Consider the following 25,788-nt stretch of genomic DNA (forward strand, 5'->3'; position numbering starts at 1 on the left):
ATCCGACGACTCGACCAGGAGCCGAACCCATGACCGACACCCTCACCCACACGGCGCTCCAGCCGTTCCTCGACGCCGAGACGGTCGTGCTCCGCGCGCCGGTCCAGGCCTGGTCGGGCGCGGACGGCGCCATGGGCGCGGCACCGATCCACGGCGTCTACCTCGGCGACGTCCGCGTCCTGGCCGGGCTCCGCCTCGAGGTCGGCGGCGACGTCCCCGAGCCAATCGCGACCGTGCCCGTCGGCGCCTCGGCGGTCCGCTTCGAGTCGCTGCTCCGCGGCCTCGACGACCCCGGCGCCGATCCCGACGTCCGCGCGAGCCTCGCCCGGGTCACGGCCACGACCGGCATCCACGAGCGGCTGACCCTGACGTCGAGGCTCGACCGGGTCGTGACGACCGAGGTGCGGATGCGCCTGGTGCCCGACGCCACGACGATGGAGCGCATCAAGGCGGGACTGCCGCCCGAGAGCGTCCCGCAGAGCACCGTCGCCGCAGGATCCGCCACCTGGCACGGCGAGGGGGCCCACGTCGCGCTCGACGGCCGCGGCGCCTCCCTCGAGCCCGACGGTGGAGGTCTCACGCTGACCTGGACCGTCGCGATCCCGGCCGGGGAGTCGGTCACGGTGGGATTCGACCTCCGGGCCTACGTCGACACCGCCGTGGTCGCGGGAGTCCGCGCGCCCGCCCGCTGGGGCGCCCTCGATCCTGCGCCCTCCGACGACCGGCTCGCCCGCTGGCTCACGCGCGCCCTCGACGACCTCGAGGCACTGCGCCTCACCACGACGGAGGCCCCCGACGACGTGTTCCTCGCCGCCGGAGCACCCTGGTTCTTCACGCTGTTCGGCCGCGACTCGCTCTGGGCCGCGCGGTTCCTGCTGCCCGTCGACGACGGCCTGCTGCTGGCCTCGGGGACCCTCCGGGTGCTGGCCGGCCTGCAGGGGTCCGCCCGGGTCGCGTCGACCGCCGAGCAGCCCGGCAAGATCATGCACGAGCTGCGATCGCAGACGCTGACCCTCGAGAGCTCGGGCATCAGCCTGCCGCCCCTCTACTTCGGCACCGTCGACGCCACCGCCCTGTGGATCTGCCTCCTGCACGACGCCTGGACCTGGGGCCTGCCCGACGAGCAGGTCGAAGCACTGCTCCCCCACCTCGTGCGGGCGCTGGAGTGGATGCGCGACTTCGGCGACAGCGACGGCGACGGGCTCCTCGAGTACGTCGACGAGACCGGTCACGGCCTGTCGAACCAGGGCTGGAAGGACTCCGGCGACAGCGTCCAGTGGCGCGACGGCACGCTCGCCGAGGGGCCCATCGCCCTCGTGGAGGTCCAGGCCTACGCGTACGAGGCGGCCGTGCACGGTGCCGACCTCCTCGACCGGTTCAGCGGCGCAGGATCGGGCGACCCCTGGCGTCAGTGGGCCGCCCGCCTCCGCACCCGCTTCCACGAGTCGTTCTGGATCTCCTCGCCCGACGGCGACTACCCGGCGATCGCCCTCGACCGCGACAAGCGGCCCGTCGACACGGTGACGAGCAACCTCGGCCACGTCCTCGGCACCGGACTGCTCTCGGCCGAGCAGGCCGCACTCGTCGCCCGCCGGCTCGTGTCGCCCGAGCTCGCGTCGGGATTCGGGCTCCGGACGATGTCGACCGACTCCGCCGGCTACTGGCCGCTGAGCTACCACGGCGGCAGTGTCTGGACGCACGACACCGCGATCGCCGTGTCCGGGCTCGCGCGCGACGGGTTCACCGCCGAGGCAGCGTCGCTCGCCGAGGGGCTGCTCGCCGCGGCTCCGTCGTTCGACTACCGGATGCCGGAGCTGCACTCCGGCGACGACGCCCGCGAGGTGCCGCGCCCGGTGCCGTACCCGGCCGCGTGCCGGCCGCAGGCGTGGTCGGCGGCGGCGTCGGTGGCCGTGTGGCAGGCGCTGCACGGGGTACGGGCGCCGCGCTCGCGCTGACTGGTGCTGTGGCTGGGCTGGTGCTGGTGCTGCTGGGGCTGGGGCCGGGGCGCTACGGCGTCACGCGTCGGCCGCGGCATCGCGCCGCGGCGCGGTGCCGCTGCCGCCACGCGGCGCCGTGGCGGCAGCAGCCGCGCGCCCCGGGCTCGTCGACAGCGCGAGCAGCACCTGCCGGGCGATCACCCGCCCCGCCCGGTTCGCGCCGATGGTCGACGCCTGCGGCCCGTAGCCGGCGAAGTACAGCCGGGGGTCGGCCTGCGACGCGCCCCGGGAGACGACGACCCCGCCCTCGCGGCTGCGGAGGCCGAGAGGCGCCAGGTGCCGCAGCTCGGGGCGGAAGCCGGTCGCCCAGATGATCGCGTCCGCGTGCTGGAACGAGCCGTCGGCGAAGCGCACGCCCTCCGGCTCGATCGAGGCGAACATCGGGCGGTCGACGAGGACGCCCCGGTCGATCCCGGCGCGGTTCCGGCGGGTCAGCGGCACCCCGGTGCCGCTCACGATGCTCGGCAGGGCCAGGCCCGCTCTCGCCGCCTCATCCTGCTCGGCGACGGCGGCTGCACCCATCTCGATGCCGAGCTCCTGCTGGTCGAACCAGTCGACCGGACGACGAGTCGCCCACGTCGTGCGAGCGCCGACCCGCTCGAGCTCGAGCAGGAAGCCGATGGCGCTGGTCCCGCCGCCGACCACGACGACATCCTGCCCCTCGAACTCGCTCGCGTCGGTGTACTCCGCGGTCGTGACCTGACGGCCGGCGAAGGAGTCGCGCCCGGGGTACCAGGGGCGGAACGGCGAGCCCCAGGTGCCCGTCGCGTTGACGACGATCTCGGTGTCGAGGAACCTCGGGGCGCCGCCGCCGTCGAGGTAGCGGACGGTGAGGCCGTGATCCTGCCCCTCCTCGACGCCCCGGACGTCGCTCGGGCGCCGGACGCGGAGGTCGTAGAAGCGCTCGTAGCGGTCGTAGTAGTCGGACACCACGTCTCGAGCCGGCGCGGTCCTGTCGGCCGTCTCGAAGCTGAGGCCGAGGTCGGCCATGCCGGGGAGGTCGTTCACCCGGTGGGCGGTGCCGAGCCGCAGCGCGCGCCAACGGAACTGCCAGGCGCCGCCGGTCGACGGACCCCGGTCGAGGACGACGAAGTCGGACCCCGGCGAGAGGCCGAGACGCCTCAGGTAGTAGGCGACGGAGAGGCCGGCCTGCCCTGCTCCGATGACCACGACGCGGGTGCGCTCGACCGTCTCGCGCACCTCCGAAGCGACTGCCATGGACCCATTCTGGCCGGGTCGCGCCCCTGAGTCAGGCGGCAGGGGCACATGCTAAGGTTGCGTCTAGTTTTGCACCATTTACCTGTCGGTAGCTCTCGGAGAACGACGTCGGCGCCAGCGCATTCGCTGGCGGTCCGTCGCCCGGGGCCAGAATCACGAGGGGGTCTCGCATGGGGCGCGGCCGTCAAAAAGCTAAGCACACCAAGGTAGCCCGAGAGCTGAAGTACTTCAGCCCGGACACCAACTACGGCGCGCTCGAAAAAGAGCTGTCCACTCCTCACACCGACGACCCGTACGTCGACAAGTGGGCCGACGAGGTCGAAGAAGACGACGAGTACGTCGACACGTACGCCGACGACTACTCGGCGGAGCACGACCAGAACAAGTCCGCCTAGCGCGGGTCTGCGCTGGTTCGGACCGCGCAGGCTCAAACGGCGCGAGATCGATCTGCGCAGGCTCGAGTCTTTCCGGCGCGCAGTACCACGCGCGCGCTCGCAGCGGCGCGGGCTCAGTGGAACAGCTGGACCACCGCGGGCATGACAGCGACGACGACGACCAGGACGCCTGCGACAGCGGTGACGGCCGCCGTGCGACGACCGCCGGTGATGGCGGTGAACGGCTCGGCGTGGGCGTCCGGCTCCTCGACGGTGCGGACGGTGACCTCGTGGTCGCGGACGGTGATGGTGCGCGTGATAGACATTGGGGCCCCTCGGGATGACGGCGGCTCTGCCGTGCCCGCTCGACGATGAGCGGCGCTCAATGCTAAACCCGCGGAGGCGGTTTTGTCCCGCCTAATGCCGACACGGCTGTTCCCCCCGCATACCCCGGTGCGTCCCCCTCGCTGTGGCGGGGTACGCCGCCATCGCGCGGCCCGCGAAGCGACTAGCCCCGGTACGACCCCACGAGACGGACGGCGCCGCCGTCGACACCCTTGGCACCCTGCTCGAAGCCGGCCAGGTCGCGCTCCGATGTCGAGACGGCGCCGACAGGCCAGGTCTCGATGCCCGCGGCCGTGAGAAGCGCGGCGACCGAGTCGGCCTGAGCGGCGGACACGACGGCGATCATGCCGATGCCGAGGTTCCAGGTGCCCTCGCTCGACTCGAGGGTCGAGCCGGCGATGTCGCTCAGGACCCGGAAGACGGTCGACGGAGACCAGGAGGAGCGGTCGAGCTCGACCCAGGCGCCGACCGGGAGCACGCGGGCGAGATTCGCCGCGATGCCGCCACCGGTGACGTGGCTCAGGGCGTGGACGGCGCCGGCGGCAGCCGGGTCGTCGAGCACCGCGAGCAGCGGCGACGTATAGAGGCGGGTGGGCTCGAGGAGGGCCTCGCCGATCGGCCCGCCGAGGTCGGCCAGGGTGTCGGTGTAGTCGAGACCGGCCGTGCGCAGGATGTGACGCACCAGCGAGAAGCCGTTGGAGTGCAGTCCCGAAGACGCGAGCGCCAGCACCACGTCTCCGTCTCCGACGAGGTGCGGGCCGAGCTGCCGCGACGCCTCGACGGCTCCGACAGCAGCACCGGCGACGTCGTAGTCGTCGGGCCCGAGGAGGCCCGGGTGCTCCGCAGTCTCGCCGCCGACGAGGGCGGTGCCGGTGGCGGAGCAGGCGAGGGCGATGCCCTTGACGATGTCGGCGATGCGCGACGGCACCACGCGGCCGCAGGCGATGTAGTCGGTCATGAAGAGCGGCCGCGCACCCACCACGACGATGTCGTCGACGACCATGCCGACGAGATCCTGCCCGATGGTGTCGTGCTTGTCGAGCGCCTGCGCGATCGCCACCTTCGTGCCGACACCGTCGGTGGAGGTGGCGAGGAGCGGCTGGTCGTAGGCCTTGAGGAACGACACGTCGAACAGGCCGGCGAAGCCGCCGACACCGCCGAGGACCCCGGCCGTGTGGGTGGCCTGGACGGCCTCCTTCATCAGCTCGACGGCGAGGTCGCCTGCCGCCGTGTCGACTCCGGCCTCGGCGTAGGAGCTGGAGGACGAGGTCGCGCCCCGGGTGTCGGCGGGGTGGGAGTTGGCCAATTCTTCATCCGATCGCAGGCATGACAGACTGTGTGGGTAAGTCCAACTCTACGGTCTGGAGCCAGCTGCGCATGTGCGGCATCGTCGGTCTCGTCGCGCACGAGCCAGCCAACCAACTCGTCTACGACTCCCTCCTCCTCCTCCAGCATCGCGGCCAGGACTCCACCGGCATCGCGACCGCCGAGGGCAGCGTGTTCCACGTGCACAAGACCCGCGGGCAGGTCCGCGAGTCGTTCCGCACCCGCGACATGCGCGCCCTCCTCGGCACCATGGGGCTCGGTCACGTGCGCTACGCCACGAAGGGCGCCGCGTCGAACGAGCAGGAGGCGCAGCCGTTCTACGTCAACGCCCCGTACGGCATCGTGCTGATCCACAACGGCAACCTCACCAACACGCGTGAGCTGACGAGCGAGCTGTTCCACATCGATCGCCGCCACCTCAACACGAACAGCGACACCGAGCTGCTCGTCAACGTCCTGGCGCACGAGCTGCAGGAGCAGGTGACGAGCCACGAGCTCGACCCCGAGCAGATCTTCGCCGCGGTCACCCGCGTGCACGACCGCGTCGAGGGCTCGTACGCCGCCATCGCGATGATCGCCGGGCACGGGCTGCTGGCGTTCCGCGACCCGTTCGGCATCCGCCCCTTGATCCTGGGCCGTCGCCCTGCCGAGAACGGCTCGGGCAAGCTCGAGTGGATCGTCGCGTCGGAGTCGCTCGTGCTCGAGTCGGGCGGGTACGAGATCGTCCGCGACGTCGCTCCGGGCGAGGCCGTCTTCATCAGCCTCGACGGCGAGATGGTGTCCAAGCAGTGCCACGCGGCGCCGCGGCTCGTGCCGTGCTCGTTCGAGTACGTCTACCTGGCCCGCCCCGACTCCGTCATGAACGGCATCTCGGTCTACGACGCCCGCCTCCGTCTCGGCGACCGCCTGGCCGACACCGTCGCGAAGTACGCCCCGACCGGCAACATCGACGTGGTCATGCCGATCCCCGACTCGTCGCGGCCCGCCGCCTCGCAGGTGGCTCAGAAGCTCGGCATCGAGTACCGCGAGGGCTTCTACAAGAACCGCTACGTCGGCCGCACCTTCATCATGCCTGGCCAGGCCGAGCGCAAGCGCTCCGTGCGCCAGAAGCTCAACGCGATGGGGTCGGAGTTCAAGGGCAAGAACATCCTGATCGTCGACGACTCGATCGTCCGCGGCACGACCTCGCGCGAGATCGTCGAGATGGCCCGGGCCGCCGGCGCCAACGAGGTCACCTTCACGAGCGCCGCCCCGCCGGTGCGCTACCCGCACGTCTACGGCATCAACATGCCGACGCGGCAGGAGCTCATCGCGCACGGCCGCAAGATCCCCGAGATCGCGCAGGTGCTGGGCGCCGACCACCTCATCTACCAGGAGGTCGAGGACATGCGCTCGGCGATCATCGAGGGGTCGAATGTCACCGACCTCGAGATGAGCTGCTTCACCGGCGACTACGTGACCGGCACGGTCAGCCCCGAGTACCTGGCCTGGGTCGAGGCGAACCAGCTGAGCTGATGCCGGTGCCCGCGCCGGTGACGGTTCGCAGCATCCGACTCGAACGTGGGGGCGACGACGAGCCGCCCGTTGCATAGGGTGGAGCGCATGTTCGACGCCCGCCCGCCGGATCCTGCGACCCGGATCGCCGGCGCCCCGCCCGTTCTCGGAGTGCCCGCGCTCAGCATCCGCGGCCTCGTCAAGCGCTTCGGCGAGAAGGTCGCCGTCTCGGGGATCGACCTCGACGTGCCGGCCGGCTCCTTCTACGGCCTCGTGGGCCCGAACGGCGCCGGCAAGACGACCACGCTGTCGATGGCGACCGGGCTGCTGCGGCCCGACGCCGGGCACCTGAGCATCCTCGGGGTCGACGTCTGGAGCGATCCGACCGCGGCCAAGCGACTCGTCGGCGTCCTGAGCGACGGGATCGCCCTCTTCGACCGCCTGAGTGGCGAACAGCTCGTCACCTACCACGGCCTCCTCAACGGCATGGATCGCGAGACCGTCCGCACGCGCACCCGCGACCTGCTCGACCTCCTCGACCTGACGGAGGCAGGCGGCAAGCTCGTCGTCGACTACTCGGCGGGGATGACGAAGAAGATCGCCCTCGCGACAGCCCTCGTTCACGCGCCCCGGCTGCTGGTGCTAGACGAGCCGTTCGAGTCGGTCGACCCGGTGTCGGCGGCGAACATCCGCGACATCCTGCACGGCTACGTCGAGGGCGGCGGAACGGTCATCGTCTCCAGCCACGCCATGGACCTCGTGCAGCGGATGTGCGACCACGTCGCCGTCATCGCCTCGGGCCGCGTCCTCGCCTCGGGCACCGTCGACGAGGTGCGCCAGGGACACGACCTCGAGGACGTCTTCGTCGACCTCGTCGGCGGCCGGCACCACTCGAAGGGCCCCGAGTGGTTGCGCACCTCCTGACCCTGCGGCTCCTGGTGATGCGCAACACCCTGGCGCGGAGCCCCTGGCAGCTGGTCGCCGTGATCGTCGGCGGACTCTACGGCCTCGGAGTCCTGGCCGGCATCTTCGCCGGGCTCGTCGCGCTGAGCTTCGCCCCGCCTGCCCTCACCAGGACGATCACGGTGCTCGCAGGATCGGCCACGCTCCTCGGCTGGATCATCGTGCCCCTGTTGACGTCCGGCATCGACCAGACGCTGAGCGTCTCGCGGCTGAAGATCTTCCCGATCGGGTCGACGCGGCTCGTCGCCGCCCTCGCGGTCTGCGGGATCCTGGGGATCCCGGGGGCCGTCACCCTGCTCGCCGGGGTCTTCACGGCGGCCGCCTGGTGGCACCAGCCGCTCGTGGCGGTGGCAGCCGTGGCGACGGCGGGCCTGGCCGCCCTGACCTGCGTCTGCGGGTCGCGACTGATCGAGTCGCTGAACGCGGGGCTCTCGGCGCGGCGCCGCTACCGCGAGATCTCGGGCGTCCTGATCCTGATCCCGCTGCTGCTCCTCGGGCCCCTCATCACGCTGCTGTCGACGGGTCTGCAGGGGGCGTCGTCGTCGCTCCCCGCCCTCGCGGAGGGCCTGTCGTGGTCGCCGCTCGGGGCCGCCTGGGCGGTGCCCGGCGACCTCGCGACCGGTCACGGCGGCGCCGCCGCGCTCAAGACGCTGATCGCCCTGGCGACCCTCGCGCTGATCGTCGTCGCCTGGCGCAGGAGTCTCGCCTCGGCCCTCGTCTCGACGCTCCAGCCGGCCACGAAGGCCGCGGCGAGCGGCAGGATCGGCCTCTTCGCCCGGTTCCCCGCCACTCCGACGGGTGCCGTCGCGGCTCGCGCCCTCACCTACTGGCTGCGCGATCCGCGGTACAGCCGGCAGCTGATCCTGATCCCGATCTTCCCGATCCTGCTCTACGTGAACAGCCGGACGACCGGACTCGACGGCCTCGTCTCGGCTGCGGGCCCGATCGTGGCCGTGCTCGTGTCGCTGACGATCTTCACCGACCTGTCGTACGACTCGACCGCGTTCGCTGCCCACATCTCAGCCCGGGTCACCGGCCGGGCGGACCGGCTCGGCCGGGTGCTCGCGGTGGCGTCGTTCGCGGTGCCCATCGTGATCCTCATCACGATCGGCTCGGTCGTCGTGACCGGCGTCTGGTCGTCGCTGCCGGCCCTCCTCGGGCTGTCGATCGGACTCCTGCTCAGCGGCTTCGGGCTGTCGAGCGTCTCGTCGGCGCGCATCGTCCTGCCGGTCCCTGCGCCCGGCGACAGCCCCTTCGCGGCCAAGACCGGCGCGGGGTTCACCACGTCGGTGACGACGCTGGCGACCTGGGGCATCCTCGCGGTGCTGGCCCTGCCGGAGATCGTGCTCGCGATCACGGCGGGAGCGACCGGGAGCCTCCTGCTCGGCTGGCTCACCCTCGTGACCGGTATCGGCCTCGGGACCGTGCTCCTGGTCGTGGGGATCAGGATCGGCGGACGGGAGCTCGACGCCCGCGGGCCCGAGCTGCTGACGCGACTGCGGGTGCAGCGGTAGCGCGAGCGGCAGCTCCAGCGACAGGGCTAGAGGCTCACTCCTCCAGCTCGCCCTCGACGGCGTCGCGCTCCGGGTCGCGCTCGTCGGCGCGCTGGTCGGCGGCGTCGTCGGCCCGTTCGTCGTCGTCGCGCTCGTCGACCTGCGTGCGCTCGGTCTCGATGCTGCGCGCCCGCCGCGTGCTGACGGCGTCGAAGACGACCGCCACGAGCGCACCGAACAGGGCGCCGAGCGCGATCCCGTAGAGGACGAAGTAGCCGAACGCCTGCAGGAAGGGGGTCGCGGCCCGGCCCGGCGCCACCGACACCGCGATGAACGTGGCGACGACTCCGACGACGATGCCGCCGAAGATGAAGACGGGGTATTTCGGCGCTCTCCGGACCCGCACCTCGTCGCGGGTGGTGGAGGCCTCCGGCTCGGGCTGCTGGGGGCTCTGGGGTGCCGTGGTCACTCAGCCATTGTCGCAGGATCTCCCAGGGAGCGACGCGCCGGATGCTTCAGACCGAGAGGCCTCGGCTCGCAGCGCGTCAGCGCCAGGCGATCGGGAGGTGTCGACTGAGGTCGGCGCGGCTGCCCGAGGCCGACACGAGGGCTCCGTCGAGCGCATCGGACCAGGCGAGCCGGCCGTCGGCCAGGGCGATGAAGGTGGCGGCGTCGGTCTCGACGACGTTCGGCGGGGTGCCGCGGGTGTGGCTGAGGCCCTCCATGAACTGGACCGCCCCGAACGGCGGCACGCGCACCTCGACGGTCGCGCCCGGCTCGCGGTCGCCGAGGAGCTGCAGGAGGTAGCGCACGGCGGTCGCCTTCACCGGGCGCGGAGCGTCGTCGCCCTCGGCGAGCGCCTCGGCGACGGCTGAGGTCCCGGCGGCTGGATCGATACGCACCTTGGCCATGGAAGCGAGTTTAAGGCCGCCCGATAGGATCGTCCCCGTGCGAATCCTCGTCCTCGGTTCCGGTGCCCGCGAGCACGCCATCGTCACAGCCCTCCTCCGCGAGGGGGCAGGGCACCACATCATCGCCGCTCCGGGCAACGCCGGTCTCGCCGCCGACGTCGAGGTCGTGCACCTCGACGCGACGAACGGCCGGGTCGTCACGGAGTACGCCCTCGAGAACGACATCGAGCTGGTCGTGGTCGGCCCGGAGGCCCCACTCGTCGCCGGGGTGGCCGACATCCTCCGCTCGCACAGCATCCCCGTGTTCGGGCCCGGCAAGCGCGCCGCCGCGCTCGAGGGCTCGAAGACCTTCGCGAAGCGGATCATGGACGAGGCCCGCGTGCCCACCGGCCGAGCCGTCCGCACCGGCACGCTGGCCGAGGCGACCGAGTCGCTCGACGAGTTCGGCGCCCCCTACGTCGTCAAGGCCGACGGGCTCGCGGCGGGCAAGGGGGTCCTCGTCACCGACGACCGCGCCGCCGCGCTCGAGCACGCCACCTACTGGCTGCAGCACGGGTCGGTCCTCATCGAGGAGTTCCTGGAGGGCCAGGAGGTCTCGCTGTTCCTCCTCTCCGACGGGCACACGGTCCTGCCGCTCTCGCCCGCTCAGGACTTCAAGCGTCTCCTCGACGGCGACGGCGGCCCGAACACGGGCGGCATGGGCGCCTACTCACCGCTCCCCTGGCTCGCCGAGCGCTTCGGCAGCGAGGCCGAGTTCGTCGAGGAGGTCATCGAGACCATCGCGCTGCCGACCGTGCGCCAGCTCGCGAAAGAGAGCACGCCGTTCATCGGCCTCCTCTACGCGGGGCTGATCCTCACTGAGCAGGGCATCCGCGTCATCGAGTTCAACGCCCGCTTCGGCGACCCCGAGACGCAGGTGGTGCTCCCCCGGCTCGAGACCCCGCTCTCCGAGCTCCTGCTCGCGGCGGCCAACGGCTCGCTCGCCTCGCACAGCGCTCCGACCTTCTCGCAGGATGCCGCCGTGGCCGTCGTCCTCGCCAGCGAGGGCTACCCCGAGGCGCCCGTCACCGGCCGCGCGATCAGCGGTCTCGACGAGGCGCTCGCGGTTCCCGGAGTCACCATCGACCACGCCGCCACCGCGCGTGGCGAGCACGGGCTCGTCGCCACCGGCGGCCGCGTCCTGAGCGTCGTCGCCACCGGCGGCGGGTTCGCCGAGGCGCGCTCCCGCGCCTACGAGGCCCTGTCGAAGATCGAGCTCGAGGGCTCGCACTACCGCCACGACATCGCCGAGCGGGTCGCGCGATGAGCGCAGCCGCGGCCGAGCTCCCCGGCTGGACCCACGTCTACTCGGGCAAGGTCCGCGACCTCTACGTGCCGGACGGCTCCACCGGCCTCGCCGACGCGCCTGCCGTGCTGGTCGTCGCGAGCGACCGCGTCAGCGCCTTCGACTTCGTCCTCGAGCCCGGCATCACCGACAAGGGCGCCCTGCTGACCCTCCTGAGCACGTGGTGGTTCGGCGAGCTCCGCGACGTGCCGAACCACCTCCTCGATCCTGCGCTGTCTCCGGCTCCGGTCCCGGCGTCGGTCGCCGATCGCGCGATGCTCGTGAAGCCGCTCGACATGTTCCCGATCGAGTGCGTCGTGCGCGGCTACCTCGTCGGCTCGGGCTGGCTGGAGTACCAGGAGTCGGGCACGGTGTGCGGCGTGGCGCTGCCCGAGGGTCTTGCGTCGGGCGACCGGCTCCCCGAGCCGATCTACACGCCGGCCTTCAAGGCCGACCTCGGCGACCACGACGAGAACATCACCTACGAGCGCACCGTGGAGCTCGTCGGCGAAGGCGTCGCCTCGCGGCTGCGGGCCCTGTCGCTGCACATCTACGCGACCGCCGCTGCGACGGCCGCCTCGCGCGGCGTGATCCTGGCCGACACGAAGTTCGAGTTCGGCGCCGACCGCTCGACGGGCGAGATCACGCTGGCCGACGAGGTCCTGACCAGCGACTCGAGCCGCTACTGGGACGCCGACGTCTACGCCTCCGGAAACCGGACCGACAGCTTCGACAAGCAGATCGTCCGCGACTGGCTCGCTGCCAACTGGGACCGACAGGGCACCCCGCCGATCCTGCCCGCCGACATCGTCGAGCGGACGGCCGCGCGGTACCGGGAGCTCCTCGAGCGCCTCACCGCCTGAACCTCTTCGCGAAACTGGGTGCAGCTGATTAACGATCGGCGACCAGAAGATGCACAATTGCCGAGTGACGAACGTACTGACTTCGGAGATCCTGATCCAGGATCGACCGTGGACCGACCCCGAGGGCGCACACCTCCGTTGCGAGCAGCGGGCTGAGATCGCGATCCGCTACGGCACCGACGACTCCGAGCCGGGCGTCAAGCCGACCGCGGCCGACATCGCCGAGTTCGTGGTCGCGTCGATCGACGGCAAGCCCGTCGGCTGCGGCGGTCTCCGCGCTCTCGACGGCGAGGCCGGCGACGCGGAGATCAAGCGGATGTTCGTCCGGTCGCCCAACCGGGGCAGCGGCGTGGCCGTGGCCGTCCTGCGCGCGCTCGAGGAGCGCGCCCTCGAGCGCGGCTGGACGAGGCTCGTCCTCGAGACCGGCGTCGCCCAGCCCGACGCGACGCGCTTCTACGAGCGCGAGGGCTACACGCGGATCCCGGCCTTCGGCCCCTACCGCGACAGCGCCGACTCGGTCTGCTACGGCAAGACGCTCGTCCGCTCGTAGCACTGCCGCGCGACCGCCGCACGGAGGGCGCGAGCGTACGGTGAGGCCATGACCGATCCGGCGGCTTCCGCGACCCGTACGCCCTACGAGCCGCACTTCACCATCACACCCGAGGGCGAGCTGACCCTCGACGACCACGAGGCCGTCACCGCGATGCTCTCCCGGGCCTTCCCCGACTACTCGCACTGGTATCAGGGCGCGCGGAGCTGGGCGGGCATGCAGCCCGAGCTCCGGGTCGTCGCCAGGTCGGGCGACGTGGTCGTCGCCCACGCCGGCATCCGGCGCCAGTTCGTCACCGTGGGCGAGACCGATCTGCTCGTCGGGTGCGTCGGGATGGTGGCGGTGTCGCCGATCCTGCAGGGCACCGGCCTCGGCACCCAGCTGCTGCGCCTCGTCGACGCCGCCCTCGACCACCTCGGCGTGCCGTTCGGCGCTCTCGAGGCCGGCGAGGATGTGCAGCCGTTCTACCGGAAGCACGGCTGGGAGCCGCTCGAGGGCGTGACCGGCCACTACAACGACTTCACGGCCGACGGAGCGTCGACGCTCGTCTCGACCGACGACGGCTGGCTGGTCCGGCCGTGCCGGTCAGAGCGTCCCGCCTGGCCCGCCGGCGACCTCCACTGGAACGGCCAGCTCGTCTAGCCACCGCGACACGCAGATCGGCCCCGGACACCGGATGCTTCCGGTGTCGGGGGCCGTTCTGGGTGTCTCGAGCGACTGCTACTGCAGGATGCCGACCTCGGCCGGGTCCTCGTTCGAGCCGGGGGCCTCGGGCGAGACGGCGGCGCGCACGCGGGCACCGAGCTCCGCGTCGACCGACGTCCAGTAGGCGAACACGCGCTCGAGCAGGTCGGGGCGGGTCACCTTCGAGACGTGGCCGACGATGTTGCTGACGAGGCGGTCGCGCTGGTCGTCGTCGAGCACCTCGCGCACGAGGGTCCCGGCCTGGCCGAAGTCGTCGTCCTCCGGGTGGAGCGTGGCCGTCGAGCGCTGCAGCAGGCCGTCGCTCTCCCAGCCGGAGTCGTCGCCGTGCGCGGCGGGCGAGGCCGCGGGGCCGCCGACCGAGTTGGGCGCGTACACCGGGGTGGTCGCCGACGAGAACTGGTAGCGGGCCGCTCCGTCTTTCGAGTAGTCGCGGACCTCGGTCTTCGGCAGGTTGACGGGCAGCTGCGCGTGGTTGGTGCCCACGCGGTAGCGGTGCGCGTCGGCGTAGCTGAAGATCCGGGCGAGCAGCATCTTGTCGGGGCTGGCCGCGATGCCGGGGACGAAGTTCGACGGTGCGAAGGTCGCCTGCTCGATCTGCGCGAAGTAGTTCTCGGGGTTGCGGTTGAGCTCCATCGTGCCGACCTCGATGAGCGGGTAGTCGCTGTGCGGCCACACCTTCGTCAGGTCGAACGGGTTGAAGCGGTACGACGCGGCGTCCTCGTAGGGCATGACCTGCACGCTGAGCTTCCAGGTCGGGTAGTCGCCCCGCTCGATGGCCGCGGACAGGTCGCGGATGTGGAAGTCCGCGTCTTCGCCCGCGATGCGGTCGGCGTCGTCCTGAGTGAGGATCTCGTTGCCCTGCTGGGTCTTGAAGTGGTACTTGATCCAGAACTTCTCGCCGGTGGCCGAGATCCACTGGTAGGTGTGCGAGCCGAAGCCGTCCATCTGGCGCCACGAGGCGGGGAGCCCGCGGTCGCCCATCAGCCAGGTGACCTGGTGCGCCGACTCGGGCGAGAGGGTCCAGAAGTCCCACTGCATGTCGTGGTCGCGGAGGTGCGAGCCGGGAAGGCGCTTCTGCGAGTGGATGAAGTCGGGGAACTTGATGCCGTCGCGGATGAAGAACACCGGCGTGTTGTTGCCGACGAGGTCGTAGTTGCCCTCGCTCGTGTAGAACTTCAGCGCGAAGCCGCGGGGGTCGCGCCAGGTGTCGGGCGAGCCCTGCTCGCCGGCGACGGTCGAGAAGCGCGCGAGCAGGTCGGTCGTCGCACCGGGCTGGAACAGTGCGGCCCGGGTGTACTTCGAGACATCGCCGGTCACGGTGAACGTGCCGAACGCGCCGCCGCCCTTCGCGTGGACGATGCGCTCCGGCACCTTCTCGCGGTTGAACTGGGCGAGCTTCTCGACGAGGTAGACGTCGTGGAGCGCGATGGGGCCGTCCGCCCCGACGCTCTGCGAGTGCTCGTCGCTCGCGACGGGGGCACCCGCCTGGGTGGTCGTGTAGTGATTCTCTTCGGTCATCGTGTGACTCCTTCTCGATGGTCGGGTTGTCTAGGGGGCCGTGTGGAGCGCAGGATCCGCGCCCACCGGCTCGTCGTCGGCAGCGCCCTCGCGCGCCCGGCAGTCGGGGCAGAGGCCCCAGAAGGTCACCTCGGCGGTCTGCACGAGGTAGCCGGACGTGTCGGACGGCGCCAGGCACGGCGCCTCGCCGACGACGCAGTCGACGTCGTCGATCGCTCCGCAGAGGGAGCAGACGACGTGGTGGTGGTTGTCGCCGGTGCGCAGCTCGTAGCGGGACGGGGAGCCGGCGGGCTCGATCCTGCGCACGATGCCCGCCCCGGTCAGAGCGGCCAGGACGACGTACATCGCCTGGAGCGACGTGCCCGGCAGTGCCGTCGTGACACGGGCGAAGACCTCGTCGGCGGTGGCGTGCGAGCCGGACTGCAGCGCTTCGACGGCCGCGACGCGAGGCGCCGTGACCCGGAGGCCGGCTCGCCGGAGGGCGTCGCTCGCGTCGATCTGCATGACCCGAGTCTGGCACTTGTTTTGAATAGTTCATAAGACCGCCGGAGCCCGGGCGCGTCGCCGGGGGCCTGACGCGGAGGACCGAGGCGCATAATTGGTGCGCACCCCGCAGGTTAGGACCCCTCACGCCACCCATCCAGACGCTCCTGACGACCTTCCGGCTCGACCCGGTCGCGCTCGTCGCGATCGTCGTCGCGCTGGCGCTCTACCTGACCGGGGTGTCGAGGGTCCGGCGGTCGGGAGGCCGCTGGCCGCTCCGCTCCACTGCGGCGTTCGTCGTGCTGGGGCTGGGCTCCTACGCGGTCATCTCGTTCGGGTTCCTCGGGGCGTACAGCCACGACCTCCGCTTCGCGTTCACGACCCGGATCGCTCTGATGCTCTTCGTCGTGCCCGCCCTGGTGGCCCTGGGGCGGCCGGTGCAGCTCGCGCGCACGTCCCTGGCGGACGCACCACGCGCGATCCTGGAGGCCTTCTTCGCCTCGCGACTCATGCGCATCGTGGGCAGCGCGATCTTCTCGCCCCTGTTCGCCCTGGCCGCGTTCTCGGTCTTCCTGACGCCTCTCGCGTTCTTCCTGCGGGAGAACGCCGTGTCGGAGGGGCTGATCACGCTGCTGGTGCCACTGGTCGGGCTGCTGATGATCCTGCCGGTCTTCGACCAGACGAAGCAGCACACGAGCATCTTCATCACGGCGGAGTTCATGCTCGCGTTCGTCGAGCTCATCCTCGACGCGATCCCCGCGATCGTGATCAGGATCACGCCCCACGTCCTCGACCACGGCCACGCCGTGGCGAGCCTGCTGCCGGCGTGGTTCCCGTCGCAGCTGCGCGACCAGCAGCTCTCGGGCGACCTGCTGTGGTTCATCGCGGAGGTCGCCGACATCCCGGTGCTGATCTTCCTGTTCGTCCGCTGGACCCGGAGCGACCGGAGCGAGGCGAAGCAGCTCGACGACCTCAGCGACGAGGAGATGGAGCGCTTGACGCGGGAGCACCTCGACCGGCGCTGAGGCGGGGCGAGGGAGAGGCCCGGCTGTCGGGGGAAACAGCCGGGCCTCGTCGCGCACGCCGGGAGGATCAGACTTCCAGGCGGCTGATGCCGGAACGGACCCGATCACAAGGCCCTGACGTTCCGACAAGAGCAACTCTCGGCCCGGCGCATAAGAGCCCGCTGGTAGGAGCCTCTGCGCCAGCCCCCAATGCCGGAACTTGTAGACTTGTCGGGTCCGCGCGCGTCCTCTTTCTCATTGGAGCAACTCAGTGCCCACGATCGTCGTCGAAGTCATGCCGAAGGCAGAACTGCTCGATCCCCAGGGCAAGGCCGTGACCGGCGCCCTCTCCCGCATGGGTCGCACGACCTACTCCGAGGTGCGGATCGGCAAGCGCTTCGAGCTGACGGTCGACGAGGTGACCGACGAGGTCCTCGCCGACGTGAAGACGCTCGCCGACGACGTGTTCTCGAACTCCGTGATCGAAGACGTCGTATCGATCACGGTCCTCGACACGGCCAGCACGGCCGACGCCGCGGTCTCCGCCTGATGCGCATCGGCGTCGTCACCTTCCCGGGGTCGCTCGACGACCGCGACGCTCAGCGGGCCGTCCGTCTCGCCGGCGGCGAGCCCGTCGCCCTCTGGCACGGCTCGCACGATCTCGAAGGCGTCGAGGCGATCATCCTGCCCGGCGGCTTCAGCTACGGCGATTACCTGCGGGCGGGCGCCATCGCGAGCCTCTCGCCGATCATGACCGAGGTCGTCGACGCCGCGAACAGGGGCGTCCCGGTGCTCGGCATCTGCAACGGCTTCCAGATGCTCGCCGAGGCGCGACTCATCCCGGGCGCGCACACCCGCAACGCCCACCAGCAGTTCATCCGCCGCGACCAGCGCCTCCGCGTCGAGAACGCCGACACCGACTGGACGAACGGCTTCGACGCCGGTCAAGAGATCACGATCCCGCTGAAGAACGCCGACGGCCGCTTCATCGCCGACGACGAGACCATCAAGCGCATCGAGGGCGAGGGTCAGGTCGCGTTCCGCTACGTCGGAGTCAACCCGAACGGCTCGTTCGACGACATCGCCGGCGTCTCCAACGAGCGCGGCAACGTGGTCGGCCTCATGCCGCACCCCGAGCACGCCACCGAGCCCGGCTTCGGCCCCGACACCCCGGCCGCGATGGCGTCCGGCGTCGACGGCCTGACCTTCTTCACGTCCGTCATCGAGAGGGCCCTGGTCAAGTGACCCCCAGCAACGAGTGGAACGACCACGACATCGAGCTCATCGAGGCCCCCGGGCAGCGGGGCGCCGACGGTCACCAGCCCGACACCGTGGCGAACGCCGCCGCGACGCCCGACCGCGAGCAGCCCTACGCCGCGCTCGGTCTGAAAGAAGACGAGTACCTGAAGATCCGCGAGATCCTCGGCCGCCGCCCCACCAGCGGCGAGCTCGCCATGTACTCCGTCATGTGGAGCGAGCACTGCTCCTACAAGTCGAGCAAGATCTACCTCCGCCAGTTCGGCGAGAAGGTCTCCCCCTCGATGAAGAAGAACCTCATGGTGGGCATGGGCGAGAACGCCGGCGTGGTCGACGTCGGCGGCGGCTGGGCCGTCACATTCAAGGGCGAGAGCCACAACCACCCGAGCTACATCGAGCCGTTCCAGGGCGCCGCGACGGGTGTCGGCGGCATCGTCCGCGACATCATCTCGATGGGCGCCCGCCCGGTCGCCGTCATGGACCAGCTGCGCTTCGGCGACATCGACGCCGACGACACCCGCCGCGTCGTCGACGGCGTCGTCTCCGGCATCAGCTTCTACGCCAACTGCCTGGGCCTGCCCAACATCGGCGGCGAGACCGTGTTCGACAGCGTCTACCAGGGCAACCCGCTCGTCAACGTCCTGAGCGTCGGCGTCCTGCGCCACGAAGACCTCCACCTCGCGAACGCGCGCGGTGCGGGCAACAAGGTCGTGCTCTTCGGGGCGCGCACGGGCGGCGACGGGATCGGCGGGGCGTCGATCCTGGCCTCCGACACGTTCTCGGCCGGCGGCCCCACCAAGCGGCCGAGCGTGCAGGTCGGCGACCCGTTCGCCGAGAAGGTGCTCATCGAGTGCTGCCTCGAGCTGTTCCGCGACGAGCTCGTCGAGGGCATCCAAGACCTCGGGGCGGCCGGCATCAGCTGCGCCACCAGCGAGCTCGCGAGCAACGGCGACGGCGGCATGTTCATCGAGCTCGACCGGGTGCTGCTGCGCGACCCGTCGCTGACCGCCGAAGAGATCCTGATGAGCGAGTCGCAGGAGCGCATGATGGCGGTCGTGCATCCCGACAAGCTCGACGCGTTCCTGGAGGTCGTCACGAAGTGGGACGTCGAGACGAGCGTGCTGGGCGATGTCACCGACACCGGCCGCCTCGTCATCAACTGGCACGGCGAGGAGATCGTCAACGTCGAGCCGCGCACGGTCGCCGTCGACGGCCCGGTCTACGAGCGCCCGGTCGCCTACCCGTCCTGGCTCGACGCGCTCCAAGCAGACACGGCCCGCGGCCTCGAGCGCCCCGAGACGGGCGACGAGCTGCGCGCGCAGTTCCTGGCGCTCCTCGCGTCGCCCAACCTCGCCGACAAGAGCTGGGTGACCAACCAGTACGACACCTACGTCCTCGGCAACACGGCGCTGTCGTTCCCCGATGACGGCGGCATGATCCGCGTCGACGAGGAGAGCGGCCTCGGCTTCGCGATCGCCACCGACGCGAACGGACGCTACTGCCAGCTCGATCCTGCGCAGGGTGCCCGCCTCGCCCTCGCCGAGGCGTACCGGAACGTCGCCGTCACCGGTGCCACCCCGGTCGCCATCACCGACTGCCTCAACTTCGGCTCCCCCGAGAACCCCGAGGTCATGTGGCAGTTCTCGCAGACCGTCGAGGCGCTCTCCGACGCGTGCCTCGAGATGGAGATCCCCGTCACCGGCGGCAACGTCTCGTTCTACAACCAGACCGGCACGAACCCGATCCACCCGACGCCCGTCATCGGCGTGCTCGGCGTGATCGACGACGTGGCGCGCAGGATCCCCTCCGGCTGGCAGGACGAGGGCGACAACCTCTACCTGCTCGGCACGACCAGCCTCGAGCTCGACGGCTCGGCCTGGGCCGGCGTCGTCCACGACCACCTCGGCGGCCGTCCGCCCGCCGTCGACCTGCAGGCGGAGCGCCAGCTGGCCGCGCTGATCTCGGCCGGCGGGCAGGAGTCCCTCATCGGCTCGGCGCACGACCTCAGCGACGGCGGCCTCGGGCAGACCCTCGCCGAGGCGGTCCTGCGCTTCGGTGTCGGCGCCCGCGTCTGGCTCGACGAGATCATTGAGCGCGACGGCGTCGACGCCGCGACCGCCCTGTTCAGCGAGTCGACCGGCCGTGTGCTGGTCTCGGTGCCCCGCGAAGACGACGTGAAGTTCCGTGGCCTGTGCGAGGGCCGGGGCTACCCGGTCGCGCGCATCGGCGTCACCGACGCGGCGTCGCAGTCGCTCGAGGTGCAGGGGCTGTTCACGGTCGGGCTCGACGAGCTCCGCGAGACGCACCGCGGCACGCTGCCCGCACGGTTCGGGGCGCTCGTCGGCGAGTAGCCCGCCGCTCTCGCCGGCTGCGACCACGCATCGAGAGGCCACGATCCGCCCCGGGGCTCCGGCTCAGGGGCGGATCGTGGCCTCTCGGCATTCCGTGGCTGGATGATGCAGCGTCACGGGCGGTGCGACTAGGCGAACAGGACGCAGGCCGGGCTGCCGAGCTCGATCTGCACCGTGGGCGCCCCGGGGACGCCCCGCTCGTCGAGCGGCAGGACCGCGACGGTGTGGGACAGCTGGTTGGCCACGTACAGCGCCCCGCCGTCGAGCGCGAAGTGCCGAGGCCAGGAGCCTCCGCAGGGCACCTCGGCGAGGACGGACAGGCGCCCGCCTGCCGCCTCGGAGGGCGCGAGGACGGTGATGGTGTCGCGACCGCGCACGGCGACGTAGACGAGCCCGCCCACCGACTCGACGTGCGAGAGCAGAGCCTCGCCGCCGGGTCGCCCCGTGTCGTAGGCCGCCACCGAGTAGTCGACGGCGAAGCCGTCGTCGGAGTGCGACAGGACGTGGAGGCGTCCGTCGAGCTCACCGGTGATCAGCAGCTGCTCGCCGTGCCAGGCGAAGTGGCGCGGACCGGAGCCCGCCGGCATCGCGTACGCCCGGAGGTACGACGGCTCGAGGGTGACGGGGTCGACCCGGACCTCGAAGAAGCGGTCGGTTCCGAGATCGCTCACGAGCACGGTGCCCCACGGCGTCGGCGTGACGTTGTGCGCGTGCGGCTCGCCCTGGCGGTCGAGCACGGGGCCGCGGCCCACGGGCAGGGCGAGGACCCGCGAGAGCCGCGCAGGATCGGACGCGTCGGCCGACAGCACGGCGAACGTGCCGGCCGTGTAGTTGGTCACGACGAGTGCGCCCGACGCGGGGTCGAGGGCGATGTGGCAGGGCGCCGCGCCGCCGGAGGCAGCGACGGACGAGGCGACGAGCTCGCCGGCGGAGACCGTGTACGACAGGACGCGGCCCTCGGTCGTCTCGGAGACGGCGTGGAGCGCCCCCTCGGTCAGGACCAGGAACGACGGGTCGTCGGCTTCGACGACCTGCACGGCCCGCCAGTCGGCGTCGCCGGCCGGCCGGTCGAAGACCGTGATGCCGGCGCCCGTGCCTCCGCTTGTCGGGGTGTAGCCGCTGACGTAGAGCCGGCGGGCACTCACCGGACGACCTCGTCGCCGGAGGCGATGCGCTCGTGGTGGTGGATCACCTCGGCCACGATGAAGTTCAAGAACTTCTCGGAGAAGTCGGGGTCGAGCCGCGAGTCGGCGGCGAGCGCGCGGAGCCGTTGGATCTGGACCTTCTCGCGTTCCGGATCGCTCGCGGGCATGCCCGCCTCGGCCTTGAGGACGCCCACCAGCTGCGTGAACTTGAAGCGCTCGGCGAGGAGGTGCACGAGGGCGGCGTCGATGTTGTCGATGCTCTCGCGGATGCTGGTGAGTCGCTCGACGGCGTGGTCGGGGATCGTGTCGGACATGCCTCGACTTTATCTGTCCGGCCGCGGGATCCTGCGCGCCTCTCCCACCCCGGACGGGGCCGCCCCCAACAGGGGAATGGCCGCGCTCCCGGCCGCGCCCTAGTCTTCGGAGGGCGTCCTGCCTCGATCGAAAGCCGCCATGCCCTTCCCGCCGCCCCGCCCGGTCACCGCACCGGCGCAGCCTCTGCCGCTGCGGTTCCGGCGACCAGACGGCTGGCCAGAGCCGAGCTCCGACTGGGTCGCCGCCAACCAGGGCTGGGAGCCGCCCGCGGGATGGGTCCCCGTGGAGGGCCTCGCGCCTGCACCGGCAGGATGGTCGTGGTGGCGTCGCGACGACGTCGGCTGGTCGGCGGTGTCGGCCGCGATCGGCGCCCGGCGCCGGAGGGGCGTGATGGTCGACGCCGTCGTGTTCGCGGTCGGTGCCGTGCTCACGCTCATCCCGGCGACCCTCCACCTCGACATCGCGTTCGTCTTCTGGGGCGCCGTCGTCTTCGGCCCGCTCTCACTGGCACGGACGCTCGCGGGGATGCGTCACGCGGATCGAACGACCGCCACCCTCGTCCGGAGTCGCGCGGCAGAGGTCGGCCAGACCCTCGACCGGGTCGCCTACGCCGATCACGTGACCGCCGCGGGCCCGGGCGCGCTCGCTCTCGAGGCGTTCCTCGCCCGGCGCCGGATCGAGGCCTGGTCGCAGACCGGCTCGTGGCCTGCCGACCAGGAGCACGACGGCGTCGCGGAGCGGTTCCGGATCACCGACGATCCCCGGCTCTCCCGGCGGCACCGTGCTGCGACCGTAGTCTTCGCCCTCGTGGCCGGGATCGTCCTGGTCGCGATCGCGGCCGACGCCTACGCCGCCTCGCGGGCCGGGAGCGGAGCGACCCCGGCCGCCTTCGAGCCGCCGGCCGCGGAGCACGACGGAGCCCGCCCCTCGGGATGAGGAGCGGGCTCGCGGGTGGAAGAGGTCAGTCGACGATCGTGACCGTCACCTCGACGTTGCCGCGCGTGGCGTTCGAGTACGGGCACACGTGGTGCGCGGCTTCGGCGGCCTCCTGGCGGCGCTCGGCGGGCACGTTCGGCATGTAGACGTCGAGCTCGACGGCCAGGCCGTAGCCCCCATCGCCGTTCCCGCCGATTCCGACGCTCGCCGAGACGGCAGCGTCTTTCGTGTCGACGCCGAGGCTCTTGGCGGAGCCGTGCAGGGCGCTGAGGAAGCAGGCCGCGTAGCCGGCGGCGAAGAGCTGCTCGGGGTTGGTGCCCTCGCCCGATCCGCCGAGCTCCTTCGGCGGGCGGGTGTCGAAGTCGAGTCGGCCGTCCTCGCTGAGGACGTGGCCGTCACGGCCCCCGCCGGTGGCGTGGGCGATGGCGGTGTAGGCGATTTCAAGTGTCATGTCACCAAGGAGATACCCTCCGTCTGAACGGTTCCTGAGCTTTCCGTCCATGGCACGATGAGGGCATGAGCAGTGCCGCACTCTTCCTCCGGGCGGCCGACGCCTTCTCGGTCGTCTAGCCCAGCACGTCGTCTAGCCCAGCAGGTCGTGCCGCGCGACGATCGCGTCGCGGCCGGGCCCGACGCCGATCGCCGAGATGCGGGCGCCGCTCATCGCCTCGACCGCGAGGACGTACTTCTGCGCGTTCTCGGGCAGGTCGTCGAAGGTGCGGGCACCGGTGATGTCTTCCGTCCAGCCCGGGAACTCCTCGTAGATCGGCTTCGCGTGGTGGAAGTCGCTCTGCGAGACCGGCATCTCGTCGTGGCGGACGCCGTCGACGTCGTAGGCGACGCAGACGGGGATCGTGTCGAGGCCGGTGAGGACGTCGAGCTTCGTGAGGACGAAGTCGGTGACGCCGTTGATGCGGGCCGAGTAGCGGGCGATGGGCGCGTCGTACCAGCCGCAGCGGCGTGGGCGGCCCGTGGTGGTGCCGAACTCGAAGCCGTTGGCGCGGAGGAACTCGCCCGACGCGTCGAAGAGCTCGGTCGGGAACGGACCCGCCCCCACGCGCGTGGTGTAGGCCTTCACGATGCCGATGACGCGCTCGATCCTGCCCGGTCCGATGCCGGAGCCGGTGGCGGCGCCGCCCGCCGTCGACGACGACGACGTGACGAACGGGTAGGTGCCGTGGTCGACGTCGAGCATGGTCGCCTGGCCCGCCTCGAACAGGACGGTCTTGCCGTCTTCGAGGGCGTTGTAGAGCTCGAGGGCGGTGTCGGTGACCATCGGCCGGAGGCGCTCGGCGTACGACAGCAGCGTGTCGACGATCTCGTCGGCGCTGATCGCGCGGCGGTTGTAGATCTTGACGAGCAGGTGGTTCTTCTGGTCGAGGGCCGCCTCGACCTTCTGGCGCAGGATGTTCTCGTCGAAGAGGTCTTGCACGCGCAGCCCGACGCGGTTGATCTTGTCGGCGTAGGCCGGGCCGATGCCGCGGCCGGTGGTGCCGATCGAGCGGCTGCCGAGGAACCGCTCGGTCACCTTGTCGAGGGTGCGGTGGTAGTGCGTGATCAGGTGCGCGTTGGCCGACACCTTGAGCTTCGACACGTCGACCCCGCGGGCGATCAGCGCGTCGAGCTCGTCGAAGAGCACCTCGATGTCGATGACGACGCCGTTGCCGATGACCGGCGTGACGCCCTCGGTCAGGATGCCGGAGGGCAGCAGGTGCAGGGCGTACTTCTGGTTGCCGATCACGACCGTGTGACCGGCGTTGTTGCCGCCGTTGAACTTGACGACGTAGTCGATGCGGCTGCCGAGCAGGTCGGTGGCCTTGCCTTTACCCTCGTCGCCCCACTGGGCTCCGATGATGACGATTGCGGGCATGGGTCGTCTCCTTAGCAGAAGGGGAGTGGACCCTGGGGGCACTGTGCGGCTGACGGTCCACCCCATTGTACCGGAGGCCCCGACGGCGTCCCCGGGGCGGCTTCGGGATCAGACCCGAGCAGGATCCGCGAGCAGCCCCGCGAACGCGAGTTCCGCCGCGCCGATCATCAGCCGGCCGCTCCCGAGCTCGGCCCGCCGGATGCGGACGCTGCTGCTCGGGCCGCGGAGGGCGCTCCGGGTGCTGAGCTCCGCGATCCTGTCTCCGGCCACCCCGTGCAGGGCCCCGAGGAAGCCGCCGAGCACGATGGTCTCGGGGTTGAAGAGGTTGATCGTGTTGCGGAGCGCGACGGCGAGGAAGCCGACCTGGCGGTCGACCTCGTGGAGCACGCCGGGGTCGGTCGTGGCGGCCAGCAGCGCGTCGAGGTCGTCGTCGTCGCCGCGGGCACGACCGAGGGCGTGCAGGAGCTCGGCCTGGCCGACCTCGGTCTCGAGGCAGCCGACGGCTCCGCAGTGGCAGACGACGCCGTCGGAGTTGACGAGCGTGTGGCCGAGCTCGCCGGCGTACCCGTCGACGCCGCGGAGCGACCGGCCGTCGACGATCGCTCCCCCGCCGACGCCCGAGGCGCCGCCGTTCAGGAAGACGAGGGTGCGGACGCCGCGGCCCGCTCCGAAGAGGCTCTCGGCGAGCGCTCCGAGCGAGGCGTCGTTGTCGGCCGTCGTGACGAGTCCGGTGGCCTCGCGGAGCAGGTCGGCGAAGGGCTCGTCGATCCAGCCGAGGTGCGGGGCGAGACGGACGAGGCCGTCCTCGCGGCGCACGAGTCCCGGGACGGCGACGCCGATCCCGGTGGCGCGGGCTCCGGCGGGCAGGTCGCGCTCGAGGTCGCGGATCGCGGCGGCGGCGATGGCGACCGCCTCGGAGGCGCTCGGGATGCTGTCGGTCTCGCGCCGGATCCTGCGCTGGACCGTGCCGTCGAGCCCGACGACGCCGACGGTGACGGCGTCGATCTCGGGGTTCACCGTGTAGGCGACGACCCCGGGTGCTGCGGCGACCACCGGGCTCGGGCGGCCGACCCGGTTGTTGGCCGCGGGCTCGCTCTCGCGGACCAGCCCCGACTCGGTCAGCTCACCGACGAGCGCTGCGATGGTCGAGCGGTTGAGGCCGGTGGCCTGGGTCAGCTGCGAGCGCGAGACGCCCTGCGAGCGGTGCACCAGCCCGAGCACGGCCGACAGGTTGTGCTGCCGGACACGGTCGGGGTTGCTGCCGCGCGAGCGCGACGACGGCCTCGACCGCTGCTCGGGCTGGTGGACGTTCGACACGACGGCTCCTCTTGCAGCGAGACTACCGG

General features: G+C 71.4%; 26 protein-coding genes. 14 read left to right on the forward strand and 12 right to left on the reverse strand.

From position 1 onward, the window contains the following. The first annotated feature begins 29 nt into the window (after nt 1-29). Nucleotides 30-1,955 (forward strand): glycogen debranching N-terminal domain-containing protein, encoded by a 1,926-nt coding sequence (locus ABD733_RS14195; RefSeq protein ID WP_344797345.1) that lies wholly within the window; start codon nt 30-32, stop codon nt 1,953-1,955. 60 nt (nt 1,956-2,015) lie between these two features. On the opposite strand, the gene ABD733_RS14200 is transcribed toward ABD733_RS14195, so the two are convergent. Next, nucleotides 2,016-3,215: an NAD(P)-binding domain-containing protein gene (locus ABD733_RS14200; RefSeq protein ID WP_344797347.1), complete on the reverse strand. Its 1,200-nt coding sequence runs from the start codon at nt 3,213-3,215 to the stop codon at nt 2,016-2,018. A 170-nt stretch (nt 3,216-3,385) separates the two neighbouring features. On the opposite strand from ABD733_RS14200, the gene ABD733_RS14205 reads away from it, so the two are divergent. After that, nucleotides 3,386-3,610: a DUF3073 domain-containing protein gene (locus ABD733_RS14205; RefSeq protein ID WP_344797349.1), complete on the forward strand. Its 225-nt coding sequence runs from the start codon at nt 3,386-3,388 to the stop codon at nt 3,608-3,610. 113 nt (nt 3,611-3,723) lie between these two features. Here the strand turns inward: ABD733_RS14205 and ABD733_RS14210 are convergent, their stop codons facing one another. Then, nucleotides 3,724-3,915, reverse strand: a complete 192-nt coding sequence (locus ABD733_RS14210; RefSeq protein ID WP_344797351.1) for a hypothetical protein — start codon at nt 3,913-3,915, stop codon at nt 3,724-3,726. 182 nt (nt 3,916-4,097) lie between these two features. Continuing rightward, a complete protein-coding gene (purM, locus tag ABD733_RS14215; protein WP_344797353.1) occupies nt 4,098-5,240 on the reverse strand; it encodes a phosphoribosylformylglycinamidine cyclo-ligase in 1,143 nt (380 codons plus the stop codon). 71 nt (nt 5,241-5,311) lie between these two features. Here purM and purF point away from each other — a divergent pair, with 71 nt between their 5' ends. From purF to ABD733_RS14230, 3 genes are all read left to right on the forward strand, one after another. After that, nucleotides 5,312-6,775, forward strand: a complete 1,464-nt coding sequence (gene purF, locus ABD733_RS14220) for an amidophosphoribosyltransferase (protein WP_344797355.1) — start codon at nt 5,312-5,314, stop codon at nt 6,773-6,775. 87 nt (nt 6,776-6,862) lie between these two features. Then, nucleotides 6,863-7,678 carry an ABC transporter ATP-binding protein gene (locus tag ABD733_RS14225; RefSeq protein ID WP_344797357.1) on the forward strand — a complete coding sequence of 272 codons (816 nt, stop codon included), beginning with the start codon at nt 6,863-6,865 and terminating at the stop codon, nt 7,676-7,678. Further along, nucleotides 7,660-9,231 (forward strand): transporter, encoded by a 1,572-nt coding sequence (locus tag ABD733_RS14230; protein ID WP_344797359.1) that lies wholly within the window; start codon nt 7,660-7,662, stop codon nt 9,229-9,231. Before ABD733_RS14225 ends, ABD733_RS14230 begins: the two co-directional genes overlap by 19 nt. Before the next feature lie 34 nt (nt 9,232-9,265). On the opposite strand, the gene ABD733_RS14235 is transcribed toward ABD733_RS14230, so the two are convergent. Together ABD733_RS14235 and ABD733_RS14240 are read right to left on the reverse strand one after the other, a co-directional pair. Beyond that, the gene (locus tag ABD733_RS14235; protein ID WP_344797361.1) at nt 9,266-9,679 is read right to left on the reverse strand and encodes a hypothetical protein; all 414 of its coding nucleotides are present in this window, start codon (nt 9,677-9,679) and stop codon (nt 9,266-9,268) included. A gap of 76 nt (nt 9,680-9,755) precedes the next feature. Next, on the reverse strand, nt 9,756-10,121 hold the full coding sequence (locus tag ABD733_RS14240; protein WP_344797363.1) for a sterol carrier family protein: 366 nt from the start codon (nt 10,119-10,121) through the stop codon (nt 9,756-9,758). Nucleotides 10,122-10,158: 37 nt separating this feature from the next. Between ABD733_RS14240 and purD the strand changes: the two genes are divergently transcribed. The 4 genes from purD to ABD733_RS14260 all read left to right on the forward strand — a co-directional run bounded on the left by purD (nt 10,159) and on the right by ABD733_RS14260 (nt 13,500). Then, entirely contained in the window at nt 10,159-11,427 is a 1,269-nt protein-coding gene (purD, locus tag ABD733_RS14245; protein ID WP_344797365.1) for a phosphoribosylamine--glycine ligase, read from the forward strand. Next, entirely contained in the window at nt 11,424-12,308 is an 885-nt protein-coding gene (locus ABD733_RS14250; protein ID WP_344797367.1) for a phosphoribosylaminoimidazolesuccinocarboxamide synthase, read from the forward strand. The genes purD and ABD733_RS14250 overlap by 4 nt, the downstream gene beginning before the upstream one ends. Before the next feature lie 64 nt (nt 12,309-12,372). Further along, nucleotides 12,373-12,858, forward strand: coding sequence for a GNAT family N-acetyltransferase (locus tag ABD733_RS14255; protein WP_344797369.1), 486 nt, complete (start codon nt 12,373-12,375; stop codon nt 12,856-12,858). 48 nt (nt 12,859-12,906) lie between these two features. Then, nucleotides 12,907-13,500: a GNAT family N-acetyltransferase gene (locus tag ABD733_RS14260; protein ID WP_344797371.1), complete on the forward strand. Its 594-nt coding sequence runs from the start codon at nt 12,907-12,909 to the stop codon at nt 13,498-13,500. Between the two features lie 78 nt (nt 13,501-13,578). On the opposite strand, the gene ABD733_RS14265 is transcribed toward ABD733_RS14260, so the two are convergent. Both ABD733_RS14265 and ABD733_RS14270 read right to left on the reverse strand, forming a co-directional pair. Continuing rightward, nucleotides 13,579-15,081 (reverse strand): catalase, encoded by a 1,503-nt coding sequence (locus ABD733_RS14265; protein ID WP_344797373.1) that lies wholly within the window; start codon nt 15,079-15,081, stop codon nt 13,579-13,581. A gap of 30 nt (nt 15,082-15,111) precedes the next feature. After that, the gene (locus ABD733_RS14270) at nt 15,112-15,585 is read right to left on the reverse strand and encodes a Fur family transcriptional regulator (RefSeq protein ID WP_344797375.1); all 474 of its coding nucleotides are present in this window, start codon (nt 15,583-15,585) and stop codon (nt 15,112-15,114) included. 197 nt (nt 15,586-15,782) lie between these two features. On the opposite strand from ABD733_RS14270, the gene ABD733_RS14275 reads away from it, so the two are divergent. The 4 genes from ABD733_RS14275 to purL all read left to right on the forward strand — a co-directional run bounded on the left by ABD733_RS14275 (nt 15,783) and on the right by purL (nt 20,176). Beyond that, the gene (locus ABD733_RS14275) at nt 15,783-16,589 is read left to right on the forward strand and encodes a cytochrome c oxidase assembly protein (RefSeq protein ID WP_344798012.1); all 807 of its coding nucleotides are present in this window, start codon (nt 15,783-15,785) and stop codon (nt 16,587-16,589) included. Between the two features lie 250 nt (nt 16,590-16,839). Further along, nucleotides 16,840-17,118, forward strand: coding sequence for a phosphoribosylformylglycinamidine synthase subunit PurS (gene purS, locus ABD733_RS14280; RefSeq protein WP_344797377.1), 279 nt, complete (start codon nt 16,840-16,842; stop codon nt 17,116-17,118). Beyond that, nucleotides 17,118-17,813: a phosphoribosylformylglycinamidine synthase subunit PurQ gene (gene purQ / locus ABD733_RS14285; RefSeq protein WP_344797379.1), complete on the forward strand. Its 696-nt coding sequence runs from the start codon at nt 17,118-17,120 to the stop codon at nt 17,811-17,813. The genes purS and purQ overlap by 1 nt, the downstream gene beginning before the upstream one ends. Nucleotides 17,814-17,851: 38 nt before the next feature. Then, nucleotides 17,852-20,176, forward strand: coding sequence for a phosphoribosylformylglycinamidine synthase subunit PurL (purL, locus tag ABD733_RS14290; protein ID WP_425552937.1), 2,325 nt, complete (start codon nt 17,852-17,854; stop codon nt 20,174-20,176). Between the two features lie 128 nt (nt 20,177-20,304). Here purL and ABD733_RS14295 read toward each other — a convergent pair whose 3' ends face one another. Beyond that, the gene (locus ABD733_RS14295) at nt 20,305-21,321 is read right to left on the reverse strand and encodes a lactonase family protein (protein WP_344797381.1); all 1,017 of its coding nucleotides are present in this window, start codon (nt 21,319-21,321) and stop codon (nt 20,305-20,307) included. Beyond that, on the reverse strand, nt 21,318-21,635 hold the full coding sequence (locus tag ABD733_RS14300) for a chorismate mutase (RefSeq protein ID WP_344797383.1): 318 nt from the start codon (nt 21,633-21,635) through the stop codon (nt 21,318-21,320). Before ABD733_RS14300 ends, ABD733_RS14295 begins: the two co-directional genes overlap by 4 nt. Nucleotides 21,636-21,774: 139 nt before the next feature. On the opposite strand from ABD733_RS14300, the gene ABD733_RS14305 reads away from it, so the two are divergent. Then, complete coding sequence (locus tag ABD733_RS14305) at nt 21,775-22,572, forward strand: hypothetical protein (RefSeq protein ID WP_344797385.1); 798 nt, start codon at nt 21,775-21,777, stop codon at nt 22,570-22,572. 25 nt (nt 22,573-22,597) lie between these two features. Here the strand turns inward: ABD733_RS14305 and ABD733_RS14310 are convergent, their stop codons facing one another. From ABD733_RS14310 to ABD733_RS14320, 3 genes are all read right to left on the reverse strand, one after another. Then, entirely contained in the window at nt 22,598-23,023 is a 426-nt protein-coding gene (locus ABD733_RS14310) for an organic hydroperoxide resistance protein (protein WP_344797387.1), read from the reverse strand. 132 nt (nt 23,024-23,155) lie between these two features. After that, nucleotides 23,156-24,442: an adenylosuccinate synthase gene (locus tag ABD733_RS14315; RefSeq protein ID WP_344797389.1), complete on the reverse strand. Its 1,287-nt coding sequence runs from the start codon at nt 24,440-24,442 to the stop codon at nt 23,156-23,158. Between the two features lie 108 nt (nt 24,443-24,550). Next, nucleotides 24,551-25,759, reverse strand: a complete 1,209-nt coding sequence (locus ABD733_RS14320) for an ROK family transcriptional regulator (protein ID WP_344797391.1) — start codon at nt 25,757-25,759, stop codon at nt 24,551-24,553. Between the last annotated feature and the right edge of the window lie 29 nt (nt 25,760-25,788).

It is taken from the genome of Frondihabitans peucedani (assembly GCF_039537585.1).
Lineage (GTDB): Bacteria > Actinomycetota > Actinomycetes > Actinomycetales > Microbacteriaceae > Frondihabitans > Frondihabitans peucedani.

What these genes read in the sequence shown, in the direction of transcription:
- ABD733_RS14195 (WP_344797345.1), top strand. Translation starts at nt 30, where the DNA reads ATGACCGACACCCTCACCCACACGGCGCTCCAGCCGTTCCTCGACGCC.
- ABD733_RS14200 (WP_344797347.1), bottom strand. Translation starts at nt 3,215, where the DNA reads ATGGCAGTCGCTTCGGAGGTGCGCGAGACGGTCGAGCGCACCCGCGTC.
- ABD733_RS14205 (WP_344797349.1), top strand. Translation starts at nt 3,386, where the DNA reads ATGGGGCGCGGCCGTCAAAAAGCTAAGCACACCAAGGTAGCCCGAGAG.
- ABD733_RS14210 (WP_344797351.1), bottom strand. Translation starts at nt 3,915, where the DNA reads ATGTCTATCACGCGCACCATCACCGTCCGCGACCACGAGGTCACCGTC.
- purF (WP_344797355.1), top strand. Translation starts at nt 5,312, where the DNA reads ATGTGCGGCATCGTCGGTCTCGTCGCGCACGAGCCAGCCAACCAACTC.
- ABD733_RS14225 (WP_344797357.1), top strand. Translation starts at nt 6,863, where the DNA reads ATGTTCGACGCCCGCCCGCCGGATCCTGCGACCCGGATCGCCGGCGCC.
- ABD733_RS14240 (WP_344797363.1), bottom strand. Translation starts at nt 10,121, where the DNA reads ATGGCCAAGGTGCGTATCGATCCAGCCGCCGGGACCTCAGCCGTCGCC.
- ABD733_RS14250 (WP_344797367.1), top strand. Translation starts at nt 11,424, where the DNA reads ATGAGCGCAGCCGCGGCCGAGCTCCCCGGCTGGACCCACGTCTACTCG.
- ABD733_RS14260 (WP_344797371.1), top strand. Translation starts at nt 12,907, where the DNA reads ATGACCGATCCGGCGGCTTCCGCGACCCGTACGCCCTACGAGCCGCAC.
- ABD733_RS14265 (WP_344797373.1), bottom strand. Translation starts at nt 15,081, where the DNA reads ATGACCGAAGAGAATCACTACACGACCACCCAGGCGGGTGCCCCCGTC.
- ABD733_RS14270 (WP_344797375.1), bottom strand. Translation starts at nt 15,585, where the DNA reads ATGCAGATCGACGCGAGCGACGCCCTCCGGCGAGCCGGCCTCCGGGTC.
- purQ (WP_344797379.1), top strand. Translation starts at nt 17,118, where the DNA reads ATGCGCATCGGCGTCGTCACCTTCCCGGGGTCGCTCGACGACCGCGAC.
- ABD733_RS14300 (WP_344797383.1), bottom strand. Translation starts at nt 21,635, where the DNA reads ATGTCCGACACGATCCCCGACCACGCCGTCGAGCGACTCACCAGCATC.
- ABD733_RS14305 (WP_344797385.1), top strand. Translation starts at nt 21,775, where the DNA reads ATGCCCTTCCCGCCGCCCCGCCCGGTCACCGCACCGGCGCAGCCTCTG.
- ABD733_RS14310 (WP_344797387.1), bottom strand. Translation starts at nt 23,023, where the DNA reads ATGACACTTGAAATCGCCTACACCGCCATCGCCCACGCCACCGGCGGG.
- ABD733_RS14315 (WP_344797389.1), bottom strand. Translation starts at nt 24,442, where the DNA reads ATGCCCGCAATCGTCATCATCGGAGCCCAGTGGGGCGACGAGGGTAAA.